General features: G+C 36.4%; 11 protein-coding genes and 2 pseudogenes. 2 read left to right on the top strand and 11 right to left on the bottom strand.

The window, feature by feature from the left end:
- Positions 1–300: DUF4372 domain-containing protein (locus IC621_RS25525; RefSeq protein ID WP_396653132.1), on the bottom strand; the 300-nt coding region annotated here is incomplete at its 3' end.
- Positions 287–847 (bottom strand): recombinase family protein, encoded by a 561-nt coding sequence (locus IC621_RS25530; protein ID WP_191162804.1) that lies wholly within the window; start codon positions 845–847, stop codon positions 287–289. The genes IC621_RS25525 and IC621_RS25530, both read right to left, overlap by 14 nt.
- 111 nt (positions 848–958) lie before the next feature.
- On the opposite strand from IC621_RS25530, the pseudogene IC621_RS25535 reads away from it, so the two are divergent.
- A pseudogene (locus tag IC621_RS25535) lies at positions 959–2,179 on the top strand (IS1182 family transposase); the annotation flags it as partial.
- 218 nt (positions 2,180–2,397) lie between these two features.
- On the opposite strand, the gene iolI reads toward IC621_RS25535, so the two are convergent.
- From iolI to IC621_RS25575, 8 genes and pseudogenes are all read right to left on the bottom strand, one after another.
- Positions 2,398–3,243 carry a 2-keto-myo-inositol isomerase gene (iolI, locus tag IC621_RS25540; RefSeq protein ID WP_191162806.1) on the bottom strand — a complete coding sequence of 282 codons (846 nt, stop codon included), beginning with the start codon at positions 3,241–3,243 and terminating at the stop codon, positions 2,398–2,400.
- Between the two features lie 49 nt (positions 3,244–3,292).
- On the bottom strand, positions 3,293–4,714 hold the full coding sequence (locus tag IC621_RS25545; RefSeq protein WP_191162808.1) for a sugar porter family MFS transporter: 1,422 nt from the start codon (positions 4,712–4,714) through the stop codon (positions 3,293–3,295).
- Positions 4,715–5,101: 387 nt separating this feature from the next.
- On the bottom strand, positions 5,102–5,974 hold the full coding sequence (locus IC621_RS25550) for a helix-turn-helix transcriptional regulator (protein WP_191162810.1): 873 nt from the start codon (positions 5,972–5,974) through the stop codon (positions 5,102–5,104).
- 257 nt (positions 5,975–6,231) lie between these two features.
- Complete coding sequence (locus IC621_RS25555) at positions 6,232–7,431, bottom strand: Gfo/Idh/MocA family protein (RefSeq protein ID WP_191162821.1); 1,200 nt, start codon at positions 7,429–7,431, stop codon at positions 6,232–6,234.
- 317 nt (positions 7,432–7,748) lie between these two features.
- Positions 7,749–10,681: pseudogene (locus IC621_RS25560) on the bottom strand (Tn3 family transposase).
- A 338-nt stretch (positions 10,682–11,019) separates the two neighbouring features.
- Entirely contained in the window at positions 11,020–11,556 is a 537-nt protein-coding gene (locus IC621_RS25565; protein ID WP_191162812.1) for an alpha/beta hydrolase, read from the bottom strand.
- Between the two features lie 147 nt (positions 11,557–11,703).
- Positions 11,704–12,531, bottom strand: coding sequence for a dihydrodipicolinate synthase family protein (locus tag IC621_RS25570; protein WP_191162814.1), 828 nt, complete (start codon positions 12,529–12,531; stop codon positions 11,704–11,706).
- Between the two features lie 139 nt (positions 12,532–12,670).
- Positions 12,671–13,276 (bottom strand): FMN-binding negative transcriptional regulator, encoded by a 606-nt coding sequence (locus IC621_RS25575; RefSeq protein WP_191162815.1) that lies wholly within the window; start codon positions 13,274–13,276, stop codon positions 12,671–12,673.
- A 123-nt stretch (positions 13,277–13,399) separates the two neighbouring features.
- Between IC621_RS25575 and pdxR the strand changes: the two genes are divergently transcribed.
- The gene (gene pdxR, locus IC621_RS25580; RefSeq protein ID WP_191162817.1) at positions 13,400–14,821 is read left to right on the top strand and encodes a MocR-like pyridoxine biosynthesis transcription factor PdxR; all 1,422 of its coding nucleotides are present in this window, start codon (positions 13,400–13,402) and stop codon (positions 14,819–14,821) included.
- Positions 14,822–15,178: 357 nt separating this feature from the next.
- Here the strand turns inward: pdxR and IC621_RS25585 are convergent, their stop codons facing one another.
- On the bottom strand, positions 15,179–16,087 hold the full coding sequence (locus IC621_RS25585; protein WP_191162819.1) for a LysR family transcriptional regulator: 909 nt from the start codon (positions 16,085–16,087) through the stop codon (positions 15,179–15,181).
- Positions 16,088–16,347: the final 260 nt, after the last annotated feature.

The raw sequence follows: 16,347 nt of genomic DNA on the forward strand, positions 1-16,347 counted from the left end.
ACCATTTATTCGCCGTGACAACTGAGAAATACTGATAGATTCAAGGTCAATCCCTTTTTGAAGTTGGTCATCGAAAAGACAATCGCCCAGCGCATGTAGACTTTCGACTTCTTGTAGCTGCGCAAAAAGTAGTAACTTTAGGAATGACTCTGTGGTTAATTTTTTCGTATAGTAATCTAATTTCTTCGTTTTCACCTGTTCTTCAAGGCCCAGTACCAGCGTTCGCGCAACCAGGGGCAAAGTTAATCTTAGAAATAATCGAAAGAATTCCTTTGTCCGATGGATGCTACTCGATTTCATTGTTCTTTTGCATCTTACGATACAAAGTCATGCGAGAAATACCAGCCTTCTCGGCAGCATCCGTACGACTCAACCCTTGATCCATAAGATACAAGGCATACTTAACCTTTTCGGCATCGGTTTTCGGTCTTCCAGGATATTTTCCTCGTTTCCTTGCAGCCATAATCCCTTCTTTTGTCCGTTCAGAAGTTAAATCTCTCTCGAATTGAGCAATACCCGCAAAGATAGTAAACAACATTTTCCCATGTGCTGTAGTTGTATCAAGCCAGGATTCCTTTAAACTTTTTAAATGCGCTCCCTTTTGTGAGATAAGTTCTGTAATTTCAATCAGGTCTTTTGTCGAACGGGATAGACGAGTTAGATCCGTCACAACAACCGTATCGTTCGTCCGCAAAAATTCCAACATACGATTCAACTCTGGTCGCTCTCGTTTCGTACCGGTTACTTTTTCAAAGAAAATGCGATCACATCCAAATTCTTCAAGTTGTTTCTTTTGGCGATCCAAATTTTGATCAAATGTAGAAACACGCATATAGCCAAACTTCATGTTTATCCTCTCCTCTATCAAATATTGTATCAAAAACCATTCGTTATAAATATTGTTACGAATAATATTGTTACATATTTTTGTTACACTCATTATACGAGTTATCTAGACTACAAGTTGTCATTTAAATATTTTCTCGAAATGGCTCCAGAGGATTCAGTTATTGACCCGAGCTCTTTAACTAAATTCCGAAAACTCCGTCTAAAAGATGTGGGTTTATTAGATATGCTTATTGGCAAAACCGTTGAGATTGCTCTAGAAAAAGAGATTATTAAAAGTAAAACCATTATCGTGGATGCAACACATACAAAAGCACGTTATAACCAAAAATCACCGAAAGAGTTTTTACAAGAGAAATCAAAAAATGTCCGAAAAGCAGTATATCAAATAGATGAATCAATGAAAGAAAAGTTTCCGCCAAAAACGACTTCTAACGAAGTAAATGATGAATTGGATTATTGTCGTCGAGTCATTACTGTTGTTGAAACCGAACCACAATTTGCCGAGATTCCTGCTGTCAAAGAAAAATTAAATGTACTAAAAGAAGTTGTAGAGGATTATGCAGAACAACTAAGCTATTCGAATGACCCAGATGCACGTGTAGGACACAAAACAGCTGATTCTTCTTTCTTTGGATTTAAAACACATATAGCTATGAGTGATGAGCGAATTATTACAGCTGCGATTGTTACTACTGGGGAGAAAAGTGATGGAAAATACTTAAAAGAATTAGTTGAAAAAAGTAACGAAGCAGGAATGACAATAGATAGAATCATTGGTGATACAGCTTATTCAGAAAAAGAAAATATCCAGTATGCAAAAAAAGAAGAATTTCAACTAGTATCTAAACTGAATCCTCAGATTACACAAGGTGGACGTGCGAAAGAGGATGAATTTGAGTTTAATAAAGATGCAGGTATGTATATTTGTAAAGCAGGTCACATGGCAGTACGTAAAGCACGAACAGGGAAGAAAGGTCAGGATAAAAATCAAAAAGATACGTATTATTTTGATATTAAAACATGTAAAGTATGTCCTTTCCGTGATGGCTGTTATAAAGAAGGGGCAAAAAGCAAAACGTATTCTGTTTCAATAAAATCCACTGAGCATAAGGAACAAGAAGAATTTCAAAACAGTGAAGAGTTCAAAGAACTTGCACGCTCTCGTTATAAAATTGAAGCAAAAAATAGTGAGTTAAAACATAGACACGGGTTTGAAACGGCATCATCTGCGGGTCTATTTGGCATGGAAATTCAAGGAGCCACAGCGATATTTGCAGTTAATCTCAAGCGAATACTAAAACTCCTTAGTGAAAAAAATAAGAAAAAGTAAAGGAAAAAGGCAATTTACCGTCAAAAAACGAGACGGCAAATTGCCTTTTTGTATTGAATTGAGAATACAAAAATAAAAAACGTAAGTTTTTCAGTGGCTTCCTTACATGGGAGCTGTTTTTTTCTGTACTACTGGTATCAAAAACTAATGATTATAGAGAATCTTGCTTCTTTTTCTCTCCAGTTTTTATTTATTTCACAACAATTCTTTCTACCTTTTTATACTGTCTGTAAATCGTAATACTTCGATACCACTTTAAGTGTTGTTTCTTTTGCTGTTTTGATCGCTTCTTCAGCATCCAGTTCATAATACTCCGGACGGAATAATTCAACGGAGACAACGTCTGAGAATCCAATTTTCTTCAATGTCGATAAAATGCTGTCTAAATCAATTCCTCCAAGTCCAGGCCATACCCGATCTTCATCTCTCAGGAAGCCGATAGGAAAATCTTCTGTATCGTCGATATGTAAAATAAAGATTTTGGACCCATCAGCTTTTTTCAGATCTTCCAAATCTGACCCCATTGCGTGGAAGTGAAAACAATCAAGTACTAATCCAACATTCTCACGATTAACGGTTTCAACAATATCGTAAGCCTGGCCGAATGTGTTGACTGTGCATTGTGGATGTCCGACAAATTCAACTGCAATTTTCACCCCATACGGATCTGCGATATCTGACAGCTCTTTTAGCACCTCTACACAACTGTTTTTGATATCTCCTTTCAATATCTTCTGTTCCGTTACTAGAGGCACTGCCACAACATACTTCACGCCTAGTTTCTTGGCTGTTTCCATCATCTCTTTGAACTCATCGATGATTTCCTTGTATCCGGCTTCGTCACGATTATTGAAAAACACTAAAGCGTTGAATGCCAATGGCTTAATGTGATGAGTATTGAAGAACTCAACCAGTTCATTGAGGGACTTCTCCTTTAAATATTCAGGCAATTTATCCATCGTGCGGATTTCAATATAGTCGTATCCGTGTTTATCGCAATACTCCAGATCCTTGGCTAGATTAGAATTTTCCAGTGTTGTAGCTTGGTTAAAACAAAGTTTCATATTAAACCCTCCATGTTTAAAGTTATAATAAAGTGCTCCATGATTAAATTCATTTGGTTTGAACGGTAACCTGATTTAAATCCGTCTGGGCATCTCGACCATCATAGGTACGGAAGTAATGTTCCAGCTCCTCCAGTGTACGGTCTTTAGTTTCCGGCAAATATTTTTTCACAAATGTAATGGACAAAAGTCCCATAGCTGTGAAGACAAAGAAAGTTGTGGACAAGCCAATCTTTTCGAGTAGTATAGGGAAAGACAAACCAATGAAGAAATTTACTATCCAAAGGCAAAACACACCGATACCCATACCGAGACCTCGTAACTGCAATGGAAATATTTCCGCAAGCATCAGCCATGTTACTGGTGCAACTGCCCCCTGCATGAATGCTAAAAACGTGACTGTCAAGCTAAGCACAACATATGGAAGCGCTGCAGACCCTTCAAGCACATTGGAGAATACCCCAATAAGCAGAAGTGACGTCGTTGTTCCAATCAGTCCAATTAGTAACATTGGTCGACGTTGAACTTTACCAAGGAGCCAGATGCCAACGCAAACAGCTATAACTGAGATTAATCCGTTTGCTATATTAGCGATTAGTGCGGCCTCTGTTTGGAAGCCAGCATCCCTGAGAATTTCAGTACCATAGTACATAATCGAATTGACACCCGTAATCTGCTGTACAACAGCAATTCCAATCCCAATTAATACGATGCGGCGCACCCATGGCACAGCTAAATCCTTCAAAGATGCTTTCTTCATCCCAGATGGTTTAGCAAAATTCTCCTTGATTTCATTTAATTCTAATTTAGCTTGCTTCTCCTCACGTACCTGTCGAAGGACATTAAGGGCATCCTCATTCCTTCCTTTTAATACAAGCCAACGTGGGCTTTCTGGCACTTTAATCATGCCAAGAAAAAGGAAAACTGCCGGAAGTGCTGCAATAGCTAACATGTATCGCCAAACATGCTCATCACCAGACATTACGTTGCCCAATATAGCATTGATCACAAAGGCCGATAGTTGGCCGGTAACAATCATCAATTCGTTCTGGGTAACCATTCTTCCTCTTCTTTCAGCAGGTGAGATCTCTGCTAAGTAAGTAGGAACTGTTACTGATGCTCCTCCTACAGCAAGTCCTAATAGGAAACGAAAGATAACCATAACCGTAACGTTTGGCGAGAGAGTACATCCAATTGTAGAAATAAAGAATAACAAGGCAAGATACAGGATGTTTTTGCGGCGGCCGTTATAATCCGATAGTCGTCCACCGAACACTGCACCAAGTGCAGCCCCCAAAAGAAGTGAACTTGCCACAAGACCTTCAGTAAATGAGTTAAGGCCAAGCGATTCAGACATAAAAGGTAATGCACCGTTAATAACACCAGTATCGTATCCGAAGAGCAATCCCCCCAATGTCGAGATGATAATAATAGTGCTTAAAAACGACTTTTGGTTTATCGATTTATTCAAATTAATTTCTCCTCCTTGCTCTTTAGAATAAGTAACTAAATGATTGCAATCTTCATGTTGATACTCCATGAAATTGTAGATCAAAAATATAGACATGACCTGTGCTATAGAGTAAATACATAGTTTGGGGCTTGTATTTCCTACTAAATATCCTAGGATTAATTACTACCCATAAATCCTATCAATGCTGTCATAGCTGTCCACCCTTATTTGAAAGTGCTTTCAATTTTATCAATGTGTGATACTCCCTACTTCTTAGCATTTTATAAGGGCGCTTTCAATTCTTCTAACGTACCGATAAGCTTTCGCTCTATATCCTTCAGCTACTTTTGTGAATCGATATTTAGGGTTTTAAAAATGGTGCTAAAAACAGTTCTCTTATCATTTTTATCTATTTGCATTAGAATTTCCATCTACCCAGCGCTTTCGATATTTGATGGGAGACATGCCAACGATTCTAGTAAAAATAGTGTTAAAATAATTGGAGTTATCATATCCTACCATTGATGCGATTTCGGTGGCACTATACTGGGTATTAATCAGTATAGACTGGGCCTCTCCAATTCTACGTCGCATAATGTATTGCATGGGAGCATATCCAGTAGTTTCCTTAAAAATATGACACAAGTAAGACAAGCTAATATTCAATGCCTCACTTATACTTTCCAACGTATGAACCTCCGAATAATGATCATCAATATACTTTTTAATGCGTTCTCCCACAATAACTTCCTTATGTTCCTCTGTATCTATCCTTCTATCAATTTGCTTTACAAGCATAATAATGAGAGATTGTAGAAGATGATGGCAGACTTCCTCAGCCCCAGTATTTTCCGCACAAATTTGGGTGTACATCATTCGAAATAAATTTTTAATATCCTGACTAAAGGCGTTGCTATATAAAACCGGACTTGCACCGTCAGGCAATAGACAATTTTCCCGTATTCCCTCTAGCTTTAAGTTGCTTACTCCACAGCTGTACACACTCATTTCTGCATCTGGATTGGTACGCTCGTCATGGATAACACCACTGTTATAAATAAGAACGTCACCTTGTTTGGTGTGATACTGTCGCCCTCCAATAGTATGAATTCCTCTCCCATGTCTGATATACAAAATTTCTAGACGGTCCTTATGAACATGCATAACACACGGTAATTTGGTATGATCAGCTTCAGCTTTGCAAACATAAAGCAGTTTGGGAAGTCTGCCATTTTCAAAAGTTGGTGTGAATTCTTTTTTAACAAAACTCTGTACCATAAACTCGCCTCTTTTTCTGTGATGTGTAAGTATTTAGTCAATTATAGTAATTGACTGGACGTTTATCAATCTTTCGTTAAGAGTTTTGATTGAATGATACTTTTAAAACCCATCTAGAACAATTATGAAAAAAATTGTACATAGATGAGTTTTAAATTTTTAGTTAAAGTCTATCCAAACGGTACCGTTCTAACACAGTCTTCTATCCAGCGCACGCTCTCAATACCTGAATCAATAGTAGGGAATACAAAAGAGCTTTACACTAAAGCTTTATCATGCTCAAACTCTTCCCAAGCTGATCCGTTATCCGCAGAACGAACACAATTTTCAATCCAGCGAATACCATCCAAGCCAGCATCAATACCAGGATAAACTAGATTTTTTAATGTTTCTTCATCATTTCGGTTTTTAGCATCAATTGCAATGGCAAATTTGAGATAGATATTTGCCCAAGAGTCAGACAACCCTTCTACATGCAGTGCTCCTAAACGCTCATCAGCATTACAGCTATCATCTAAGTAAGGCATTGCACGAATTAAAGTTTGGGTAGGTTCGCCTTGCACTTCATATCTGAGCTCACCGCCTTTGTTATCCCACCATTCTAAGCTTCCTTTAGATCCTACAATGCGAATTCTATGACCATCCATACATCCTGCATTGATGGAGGATGTCCAAAGTCTTCCTACCGCACCGTTTTCATAATGCATAAGAACAAAAGCATTGTCTTCTAAAGGAGCACGGCTTCCAATAAAGCTTTGACGGTCACATAATAATTTCTTAATTTTCATGTGCGGCATAATTAGTTGGGACATATAGTAAGTATGTGTAGAAAGATCACCTAACACAAAGCTTGGTCCTGCAACCTTAGGGTCAACGCGCCATTTTTGCGCATCACTTATTTTATCTGCTGCATCATTTGCATTAAAGCCATGCGTATACTGCAACTCAACCACACGAATGTCACCAATTTTTCCTTGCTCGATCATCGCCCGCATTTGAAGCAGCATTTGATTTCCAGAAAAACCGTATGTTACACCAACAATTTTTCCTTTTCTCTCTGCCAGAGCCTTAATCTCTTCACCTTCTTCAAAAGTGAAAAATAAAGGTTTTTCACAGATAACATGCAAACCAGCTTCTAATGCCGCCTTACAAATTTCATAGTGAGTTCCGTTAGGAGTTGCGATGGAGACAACCTCAATACCATCTTCCCGCTTTACCTCTTCAGCAAACATTGTTTTGTAGTCAGGATAGCAGCGATTTTCATCAACTCCGATATTTACTCCAAATTCTTTCCCTCTTTCTGCATCAATATCAAAAGCCCCTGCAACTAAGGTAAAGGCTGTATTATCTCTTAGTGCACCAGTTCTATGTTTATATCCAACTTGGCTTAATCGGCCTCCACCTACCATTGCCCATCTTAAAGGTCTTGCAATTTTCTTTTCGCCATTCAACATAATAAGCACCTCTTTTTAGAAATTATGATTTTATTTTTTGAGAAATTGCTTGTAAGCGTTTCCTCACTCTATATTTAAAATTATAGTCTTTTTGCACATAATAACCTCCAGTATCTCATTTTTATGGAAGTAGAAAAATCGCAGTTTGGCAGGAATTCAGAAAATATTTTCCAAAAAACTTCACAATCTTGCACTAAGAATTTATAGATTTAAAAGAGAGGTATGATTATTTATAGAGTAAGGATTACTAAAATGAAAGAAACTTCCTACCACAATGAGGAAGTTTCTTTCATTAATATGAGAAATTTTTAAGAAGATCTCTAGATCATTAAGCGCTCCTGCATATTTAACTTGAATATCCCATACGGATTCACATGTGCATAGATAAGAGGGGTTAAAGCTCTAAAGTCCTCCGGTACTAGTTTTTGCAACAAAGATTTGCTTTTTTCCAAGAGTACTTCTTGAATCATTAACGTGTTAATGAATACTAAACAGTTTTGGATAAGGTGAAGGGCAAGTATAGCCACTTCCTGATCCTCCATGCGATTCGTTTGAATTTCTCCCCCTTTCCCATAAAAAATAAAGCTATTAGCAGAGTTCCAGTTTTCAACCACATTTAATCCTTCCTGAATTTCTCTCCGGATTTCTTCTGAGGATAGGTACTCACAAAGAAATATGGTTTTTAATGCTTTTCCAAGTTCACTAAGTGCTCGATACGTCGGATGCCCACTATTGCGAGTAAAGCGTTTGAGAACGGCCTCTGTTTCAGCTGTACCCAATCGTAAGGCTGTGGCATACTTTATCATTTGATCGTACTGCTGTTCAATTAAATTCCAGTTAATTGGTCGAGTTAAGACGGGCTGTAAATTAGGGTAAGATTCTTGCATTCCGGTATCTGGACGGTATAATTTCTGCGCATGAATGGCTTTAAATCTTGGCATGAGTTGAAAACCTAACAAATGACAAAAAGCGAAGGCTACTTCACTTTGTCCGTGCGTATCCACGTAGTTCTTTTCCACTTCCATGTTTGTACAATGTCGAAGCAATCCTTCAATCATAGAAGCTACTTCTGAAGAAGAACAAGATTTGAGTTGGGAATAGATGCAAGTAGATTTCTTTTCCAAATGCCAGTAAATCATAACTCCGCGTCCCCTGTATCGAATATGCCATTCCGTTAGCAAGTTCTGATCCCAAGCACCAAACTTTTTGCTATCAGATGCACATGCGGTCGTGCCTTCTCCCATATTTCCGTTACCCGAGTATCTAAAATTGCATTAGTTACCTTTGAAATGGCTTGACGTAAGTTCTCCTTATGAATAAATTTACGTCTCACATAGAGTAAACTCTTATAATTTTCTCCATGGTCTCCAGCAGCAATTCGCTTTAATCCAGTATTAGTCCCTAGTCCATATAAACAGAGTATAAGCCTTCGTTGAAGTGTCTCCTTATCTAGAATTTCTCGGTTTCCTAACGTTTGGAACATATCTGTTAACTGAACACGTAAATCTGCCTCTTTTAAAACATCTAATAAATTGGTCATTGGCCAACGTTTCATAACCTCTGCTTTAATGAGATTGAGGTTAACGGGTTCAGCTTGTGCCTGTAAAGGTGATACTGATATCCAGCCATTTCCCTTGCTCAAAATACGCACTTTGGAGTCGCTTTTTACACTTTTATCTAATTTCTCCAGAGATGTATGCATAGTCTGTTTCAGTTCTTGGATAAGTGTTTGTGCTTCAAGTGGCTTCCGAAGAGCTTGATAATGCTTTTCTCTGTTTTGTTCAAAGTCTTTTGGTAAGTCTTCCTCCGGGTTTCTATACCGGTCCGCACCTACTACCCATATCTCTTTACAACGTAGTCGATCTCGTAGGGCTTGCAGGACACAAATTTCATAATTCACTCGGTTCACACGATTACTTTCTTTATCGATAACAGTATCAATCCATCCTTGCTTTACAATTCCCTCTATCGGAATATAATCTGTTTCATTGTATGAATACTGCTTGGTAGACTTATATTGTGTTAGTAAATCAATTGCATCAATAGCTGGACGATGCACATCATTGTTTGAACGAAACTCTAGGATATCTAATAGGGCAGGAACCATTCTCCTGTAATGAGTACTGTAAGAGGATCTCATAACGGTATGTACTTTTTGTTTATACGCTGGTCCTGTATGCTTCATTTCTTTCACGATATCTTTCAATGTATCTTCTCCTACAACTGGAAATAATACATCTCGTACAATTCCATCTGGTTGTTCCACTGCCTTTTCAGCTAAGCGAAACAATACGTTTGTTTTTCCATTTACTTTACGAAAATCACGTAAAAATTCTTTTTCAACTTTTCGTTCTGCACGAGCCCCGATACGGTGAACGATTTGAATTATGAGTTCAACTAAATTGTCGGTAATTTCTCTACCTCTACACCAAAAGAAAGCTGCTAATAACGTGTAACGTATGTAATCAGGATGCCTACGCAATTCTCTAATGTCTTCAGAGATAGCGCGTTGCCTGTAAGTTCGAATCATCTTTGGTGGAACTCCTAAGAATAAATCTGGTAGGAGTTGTATATCTCTTACGGTTTGTAGCTTTGCTATTTCCTGTAATAAACTATCTAACCCAATCCTCCCTGGATCAGACACAAGTTCACGAAAGCTAAGAATAGTTTGATTCTCTTCTATTTGTTCCTCATGAGACCAAGTATGTATAAATGCGTCCAATTTAGATTTAGAGAGATTAGAGAGTTTTATGAAAATAGATTGTGATATATGTTCTTCATATTGATGAATGGCTGATTTAATATTTCGCTCGAGTTGTTCATGAGTTGGAGGGATAAGGTGTAATTGTCTGAGGTGATGTAGGACATTTTCTCTTATTCGGTCAATTTGTAGTTCTTGTGGTAAAATATTTGCTTGTAGCCACGACTTTATTTGTTCCATATCTTCAGAGGTACTTTCTCGAAACCCCATATAGTCACGTATCTGTGCACGATGATATTTAATTGTGCGTCCATCCCAATCATATTCTTGAAAGGAATCTACAGGTACTCCTACTTGCTTTGCAACATACTGAATTATCTCTGCACTTATTTCCTGTTTTCCTTTCGGGAAACGGCCTTGGTATTGAAAAAACTTAAGAGAAACAGCGAATCCAAGTCGTGTTCCACCATATTTGTTCCCAATTAAACGCATTTCTTCTGGAATGACTGTAAAGTGTTCTATCAGTTCCTCTAACTCCCAATCGTTCTTCACTTGCTGCTCCTCCTTATTTTACGTATCATAAAAAGTTTATCGGAATTTGACATATAAAAAAAGCCTTGGGAGATAGGAATTTACAGATAAAAAAGATTTACTTTGCCCCTGGTTACACGAACGCTGGTACTGGACCTTCAAGTAATTGAAAATTTATAGGTAAAAACCATTGTCCAAATGAAGTTTTTCGTGTAATCTTGTCCATGAGTTGGTCCTTTTTAGTGGATTTGGACGGGTTACCACCTGACTTATCCATTATAAAGGACTTTTTCTTTGCACAAAATAATAAAATTGAACATTTTGAGTATTCTTAATAGTGAAAATTAATTAATGCAACACTAGTGAATTTTTATATTTGTTTTATTTTCAATTGCTTCGATTTTACTAGGAATATAATGAGTATCTTTTTCCCCTATCACAATAAGGGATGGATGGTTGATCATTAATAACGTTTCAAAAATTGAGTCGAACTTTAGTAATGGTGTAAGCAAAATCATTTTGGAATTTATATATATATCGCTTTTCATAAGTCTATTGATAATTGGAATTGTACCAAGTGATTTCCCTAAAAATGCAATTTCTTGATATTGATTATTTTTTAGCACCTCGTTAATGATGGGATTTACATCATAAAGGATGATTTTTGTTATATCTTCTAATGGAAGTTTGAATAAATCCTGTCCGTAAGAATAATGGATATGGACAACATCATACGGATTTTGAAGCATTGTCATTGTTGAATAATAAAATAATGGCTTCTCATATGTGTAACCCGCTCCAGAAAACATAAAACAAACCACTGTACTCCCATTTACAATATGTGTGTATTGAACTTCTTTTTCGTCAATAAAAGTTGTTCTTTGATTAACTTTCATAATAGGTCCTCCTGCACTTATCATCCTACATTTATTTTAATCTTAAAAACTAATAAATGAAGTCTTTCTTCACCTACTAATAGCTCAATACAAAAGGACGCTTCGTATTATAAGGTTAACCAGATAAGAAAATAATGATCTATCTAATTAAATATTTCCAATTGGACTCCTGCAAATTCCCATTGGAATTCTCTTTTGATTAATACTCTTCTTTAGGTATACTAAAGGTGACCCTTGATAAACTTGTTGAATGATGGTTTCGATCTTTACTCTTTCTTGTTGAGTAATATTTTTTTTCGTAAGCATTTTATTAAACCATTGACTGATTTCCATGGGTGAAATATTTCCAGCGATTGAAGAAAGACGATCAAACCCCTCTAATACTTTTTCCTCTAATTCCACTTCTCCACCAGCATAAAAATGAAAGTTGCTTCTGTTAATATTGTTTTTTAGGAGTCCAACTTTTTCTTTATTGCCAGCTTCTTTTAATCCAACTACTAATTCTATCTTACTTAACTGAATAATACTGTTTACTGATAAATTAAATCCAGTTCTTTTTGGATTGTTATATAAGATAGTAGGCTTATTACTAAGATTAATAATGGTTTTTGTATAAACTAATGCCTCTTCTTGTGTCGGTAGAACATATGGTGGATACCCAAGCAAAATACCTGATATTTTTGTAGTCCGAATCTTTTTAGCCAGTTCTTCTGCCTCTTTCTGTCTAATAGATGAAACCCCAAATAAAATTTCCATATTATTAATAAGTTCTTCTTCCAATACTAAACTGTTTATTATTTCAATTTTCTCTTTAAGGTTCAGACTATGCTGCTCACCAGTAGATCCAGAGACAAGAACAGACTTTACTCCTTGTTTATACAAATCTCTAATATGATCTATTGTCCCCTGAATATTTACAGATTCGTCTTCAAAAAATGCAGTTGGCACAGCAATATGAAATGTTTCTTTTAGCATAATGGTATCTCCTTTATCCTTTTTTATCTCTACTTCAACTTACCAGCACCGTTTTCGTTTCTGGAAGATCGTTTCAAAGACCATATGAAAGTAAAGACCCGTTACTTTAATAAGAAACTTATTTTTTCTTAAGTAGGTCTTATCGCAAATAATCTTTCATATAAGATGCAATTTTTCGCTCATCTTCACTTTCAAATTTCTCTAGTTCTTGAATAACAAGCTCTCTCCGTTCTATTGAATGGTTCTGACTCAATTTCGCTTTTCCCTCAATTTTATTAATCTTGATTTTAAAACCCACAACGCCTTTTGTCATACCTTCCAGATATCTTGCATCGACTTCGTCTAATTTATAAGAACTGTCAGGTGCTTCATATTTTTTTACTAAATCACTTAAAGATTCTTTTAATTTATCATCCTCAACAATTTCAACTTTCCCATATACATGGACTGCTAAATAGTTCCAAGTAGGTACGGCTCGATTTGACTCATACCAAGAGGAAGAGATATAACAATGAGGGCCATGAAAGATTGCAAGAACATTTTGATTGTGAATGTCCTTCCATTGAGGATTTGCTCGGGCGAAGTGACCATATAAGTATTCCTTATCTTCATCAATCATTAAGGGAATATGAGTTGCGAAAGGTTCACCCTCATGTTGTGAGAAAAAAGTCGCAAATCCATACTCTTGAATGATGTCATAAATCATTTCATCATCTCCAATTTTAAAGTGCGATGGGATGTACATTAGAACACACTCCTTTGCTTTTGTGATCACCCAAATGTAAACTTATTATAATAAAGCAACTGGCATGATTAAAAGTGCCAGTTTACAAACATTTTTAAGTGCCAGATTATAAGGAGGGTAAATATGTTAGAAATAACGCCAACCTTAGATGTTGGAAAAAAAGAGCCCATTTATATCCAGCTTTATGAGTATCTTAGAAAAGAAATACAAAGAAAAAATATTCCCCCTCACAGCAAGTTACCTTCTCAAAGAAATTTGGCAGATTATTTAAACGTGAGTCGTAACACGGTTGATGCTGCTTACCAACAACTTGTTGCTGAAGGTTATATTAGAAGTGAAGAAAGAAAAGGATTATTTGTTGTAGAGATAAAAAATGAACTCTTCCTTATAGATTCTGATAACGAAGATATGGATAAAACTATAAATAAGGAATTTGATCATCAGGAAGATCAACCACCAAAGATTGAATACGATTTTAAGTATGGGGATGTAGATTTAACTCATTTTCCATTTAAGTTATGGCGTCAATTGACCATGAAAGGGCTCGGTGCCGAACAAGACCAGCTGTTATTGTATGGAGATCCACAAGGAGAATTTGAACTTCGAAAACACATTGCTAGATACCTTTATCAATCTAGAGGTGTTAAATGTTCTGAAGATCAAATTGTAATTGGAGCAGGTACACAATACTTATTAAGCATGCTATGTAAAATGATTGGTAAAGAACTAGTTTATGGTGTAGAAGAACCCGGTTATGACCGAGTACGCCTTATATTTAAGGACTATGGAAGAACAGTTGAGCCCATTCATCTTGATGAAAATGGAATTAATGTTGCTGAATTAACAGAGAGCGAAGCGAAAGTTGCTTACGTCACTCCTTCCCATCAATTCCCTTTGGGAATCATAATGCCAATATCAAGGCGCTTAGAATTGATAGAATGGGCGAAGGAGAAGGGTGGATATGTCATCGAGGATGATTATGATAGTGAATTTCGATACGAAGGAAAGCCCATTCCATCGCTTCAAAGCCTTGATCTGTATGGAAATGTTGTATACATGGGTACTTTTGCCAAGTCACTAATTCCATCTTTGCGTTTGAGCTATATGGTACTTCCAACAAAGTTGTTAGTAAAGTACAATGAAAACTTTATTGGTTATAAGCAAACTGTTTCAAGATTACATCAACATACTCTAAGGCTCTTTATGGAAAGTGGCCAATGGTCAAGGCATTTGAACAAAGTAAGAAATATTTATAAGAAAAGGCATAACACTTTACTTACATCAATTAAAGCTAACATGAATGATCGGGTCCGAATAATTGGTTCAGGTTCTGGTTTACACGTGCTCTTAGAACCCAAGAATAACATGACAGAGAAAGATCTTATCGCTTCTGCTAAAGAGAAGGGAGTTTTAGTGTATCCAGTGTCATCATTTTATAAGCGACCACTTTCTCAAGCAAATTCTCAAGTGCTTCTTGGTTTTGCCGGTATAGATGAGAATGGAATTCATGAAGGAGTACACTTACTTTCCAAAGCTTGGTTCTAACTAAAACATAAGCATACAAAAAAACGAAGAACCATTAATGTCATTGGCTCTTCGTTTTTTAGAACATTATAGTCGTACCTAACTTCACCTGACTAAATCCAATCTAAAAAGTCGGCTCCTTAGTGTACAGAAATTCGACTTTTTTAGGTTGAATTTTACAATTCGTGTTTCTTTAATGCTATTTTTAATATCGTGTAATTTGGAAATAAAAGTAATTATTTCACCCGTTTTTACATGTATCTCGGTTGAACCCACGGCAAATAAAATTGGTACCATTTGGTTGGATTCACCTAGTGGGAGAAAAACTTCCTAGTGTTGCCGACCAAAAGCCATATTTTTATAAAAATAATGTAATCTTTAATCAATATTTTTATTATTTCTGTAAATTTCCGCGGTGGCCTTTAACTGGTCAATAAACATTCGTGTAGCAGCACTTAAATATTTATCTTTTCTATAGACCACCCCCACTTCCCGAGCAAGATTAGAATTTAAAATTGGAATGACCCTTATATTATCATTGTTAAGGGTCTCTAAATAAGGCTTAGGCAATATGGTCACTCCTGCTCCTTTTGCTACTATGTTAACTAAAGATTCCATGGTTGTTATTTCAAAGATTGGCTGGGGCAGAAATCCCAAATCGTTACAATATTTATTGATAAGTTGTCTTACAAAGAAGTTTTCTGGAGGTAAAATGGAAGGTGTTGACCACAATGCTTCTAAAGATATCCCATCTTGCTCCTCTAATGGATGCCCAATGGGTACCGCGAAGGCCATCTCCTCCCTGTATAAAGAAATCGAATCTAATTCATTATTTTTCAACGGTAAAAAAACAATACCTAAATCCAACTTATTTTCTAACAAACTCTTTATAAGGTCTCCCGTGCGTAATCCTAGCACGGATATTTTAATAGCAGGGTATAGACGATGAAAATTAAGTAATGCTGGTGGAATTAGATAATTTTCTACTGTCAACAATGTTCCGATAGAAATATTACCTCTTTGGAGCCCATTTAATTCCTTTATAGCAGTTTGTGCTTGTTCTAATTCATGAAATATATTCCTGGTATACTTCAGAAGTAATCTTCCTGATTCTGTAGGAGTCGTCTTTTTACCAATTCGATCAAATAAAGGTGTTCCAATCTCATGTTCTAATAAACGAATTTGTTGGCTTAAAGAAGGTTGGGAAATTCCGACTTTTTCTGCAGCCCTTGTGAAGTGAAGTTCTTCGCATACCGAACGAAAATATTCAAGTTGTCTTAACTCCATTTTAAGACCCTCCTGACTTTTTAATAACATCTAGATTCATCCTGTTTTTTGATTGTATAGGTCTGTTTACAGTAATTTGGGGTTAGATATATTTTATCATAGGTTTTAACTATGATTACTATATAAATAATTGAATTGTACTATTATTCAAAACAATCTAAACTATTGTCTCTCCACCATTGTTTGTGAAACACACAGAATTCTGACAATAAGATAGCTAGATTGGTACCTGCTCAAACTCTCTCCTTCTTCATCTTACA

It is taken from the genome of Metabacillus arenae (assembly GCF_014773385.1).
GTDB classification, from domain to species: Bacteria; Bacillota; Bacilli; order Bacillales; family Bacillaceae; genus Metabacillus_D; species Metabacillus_D arenae.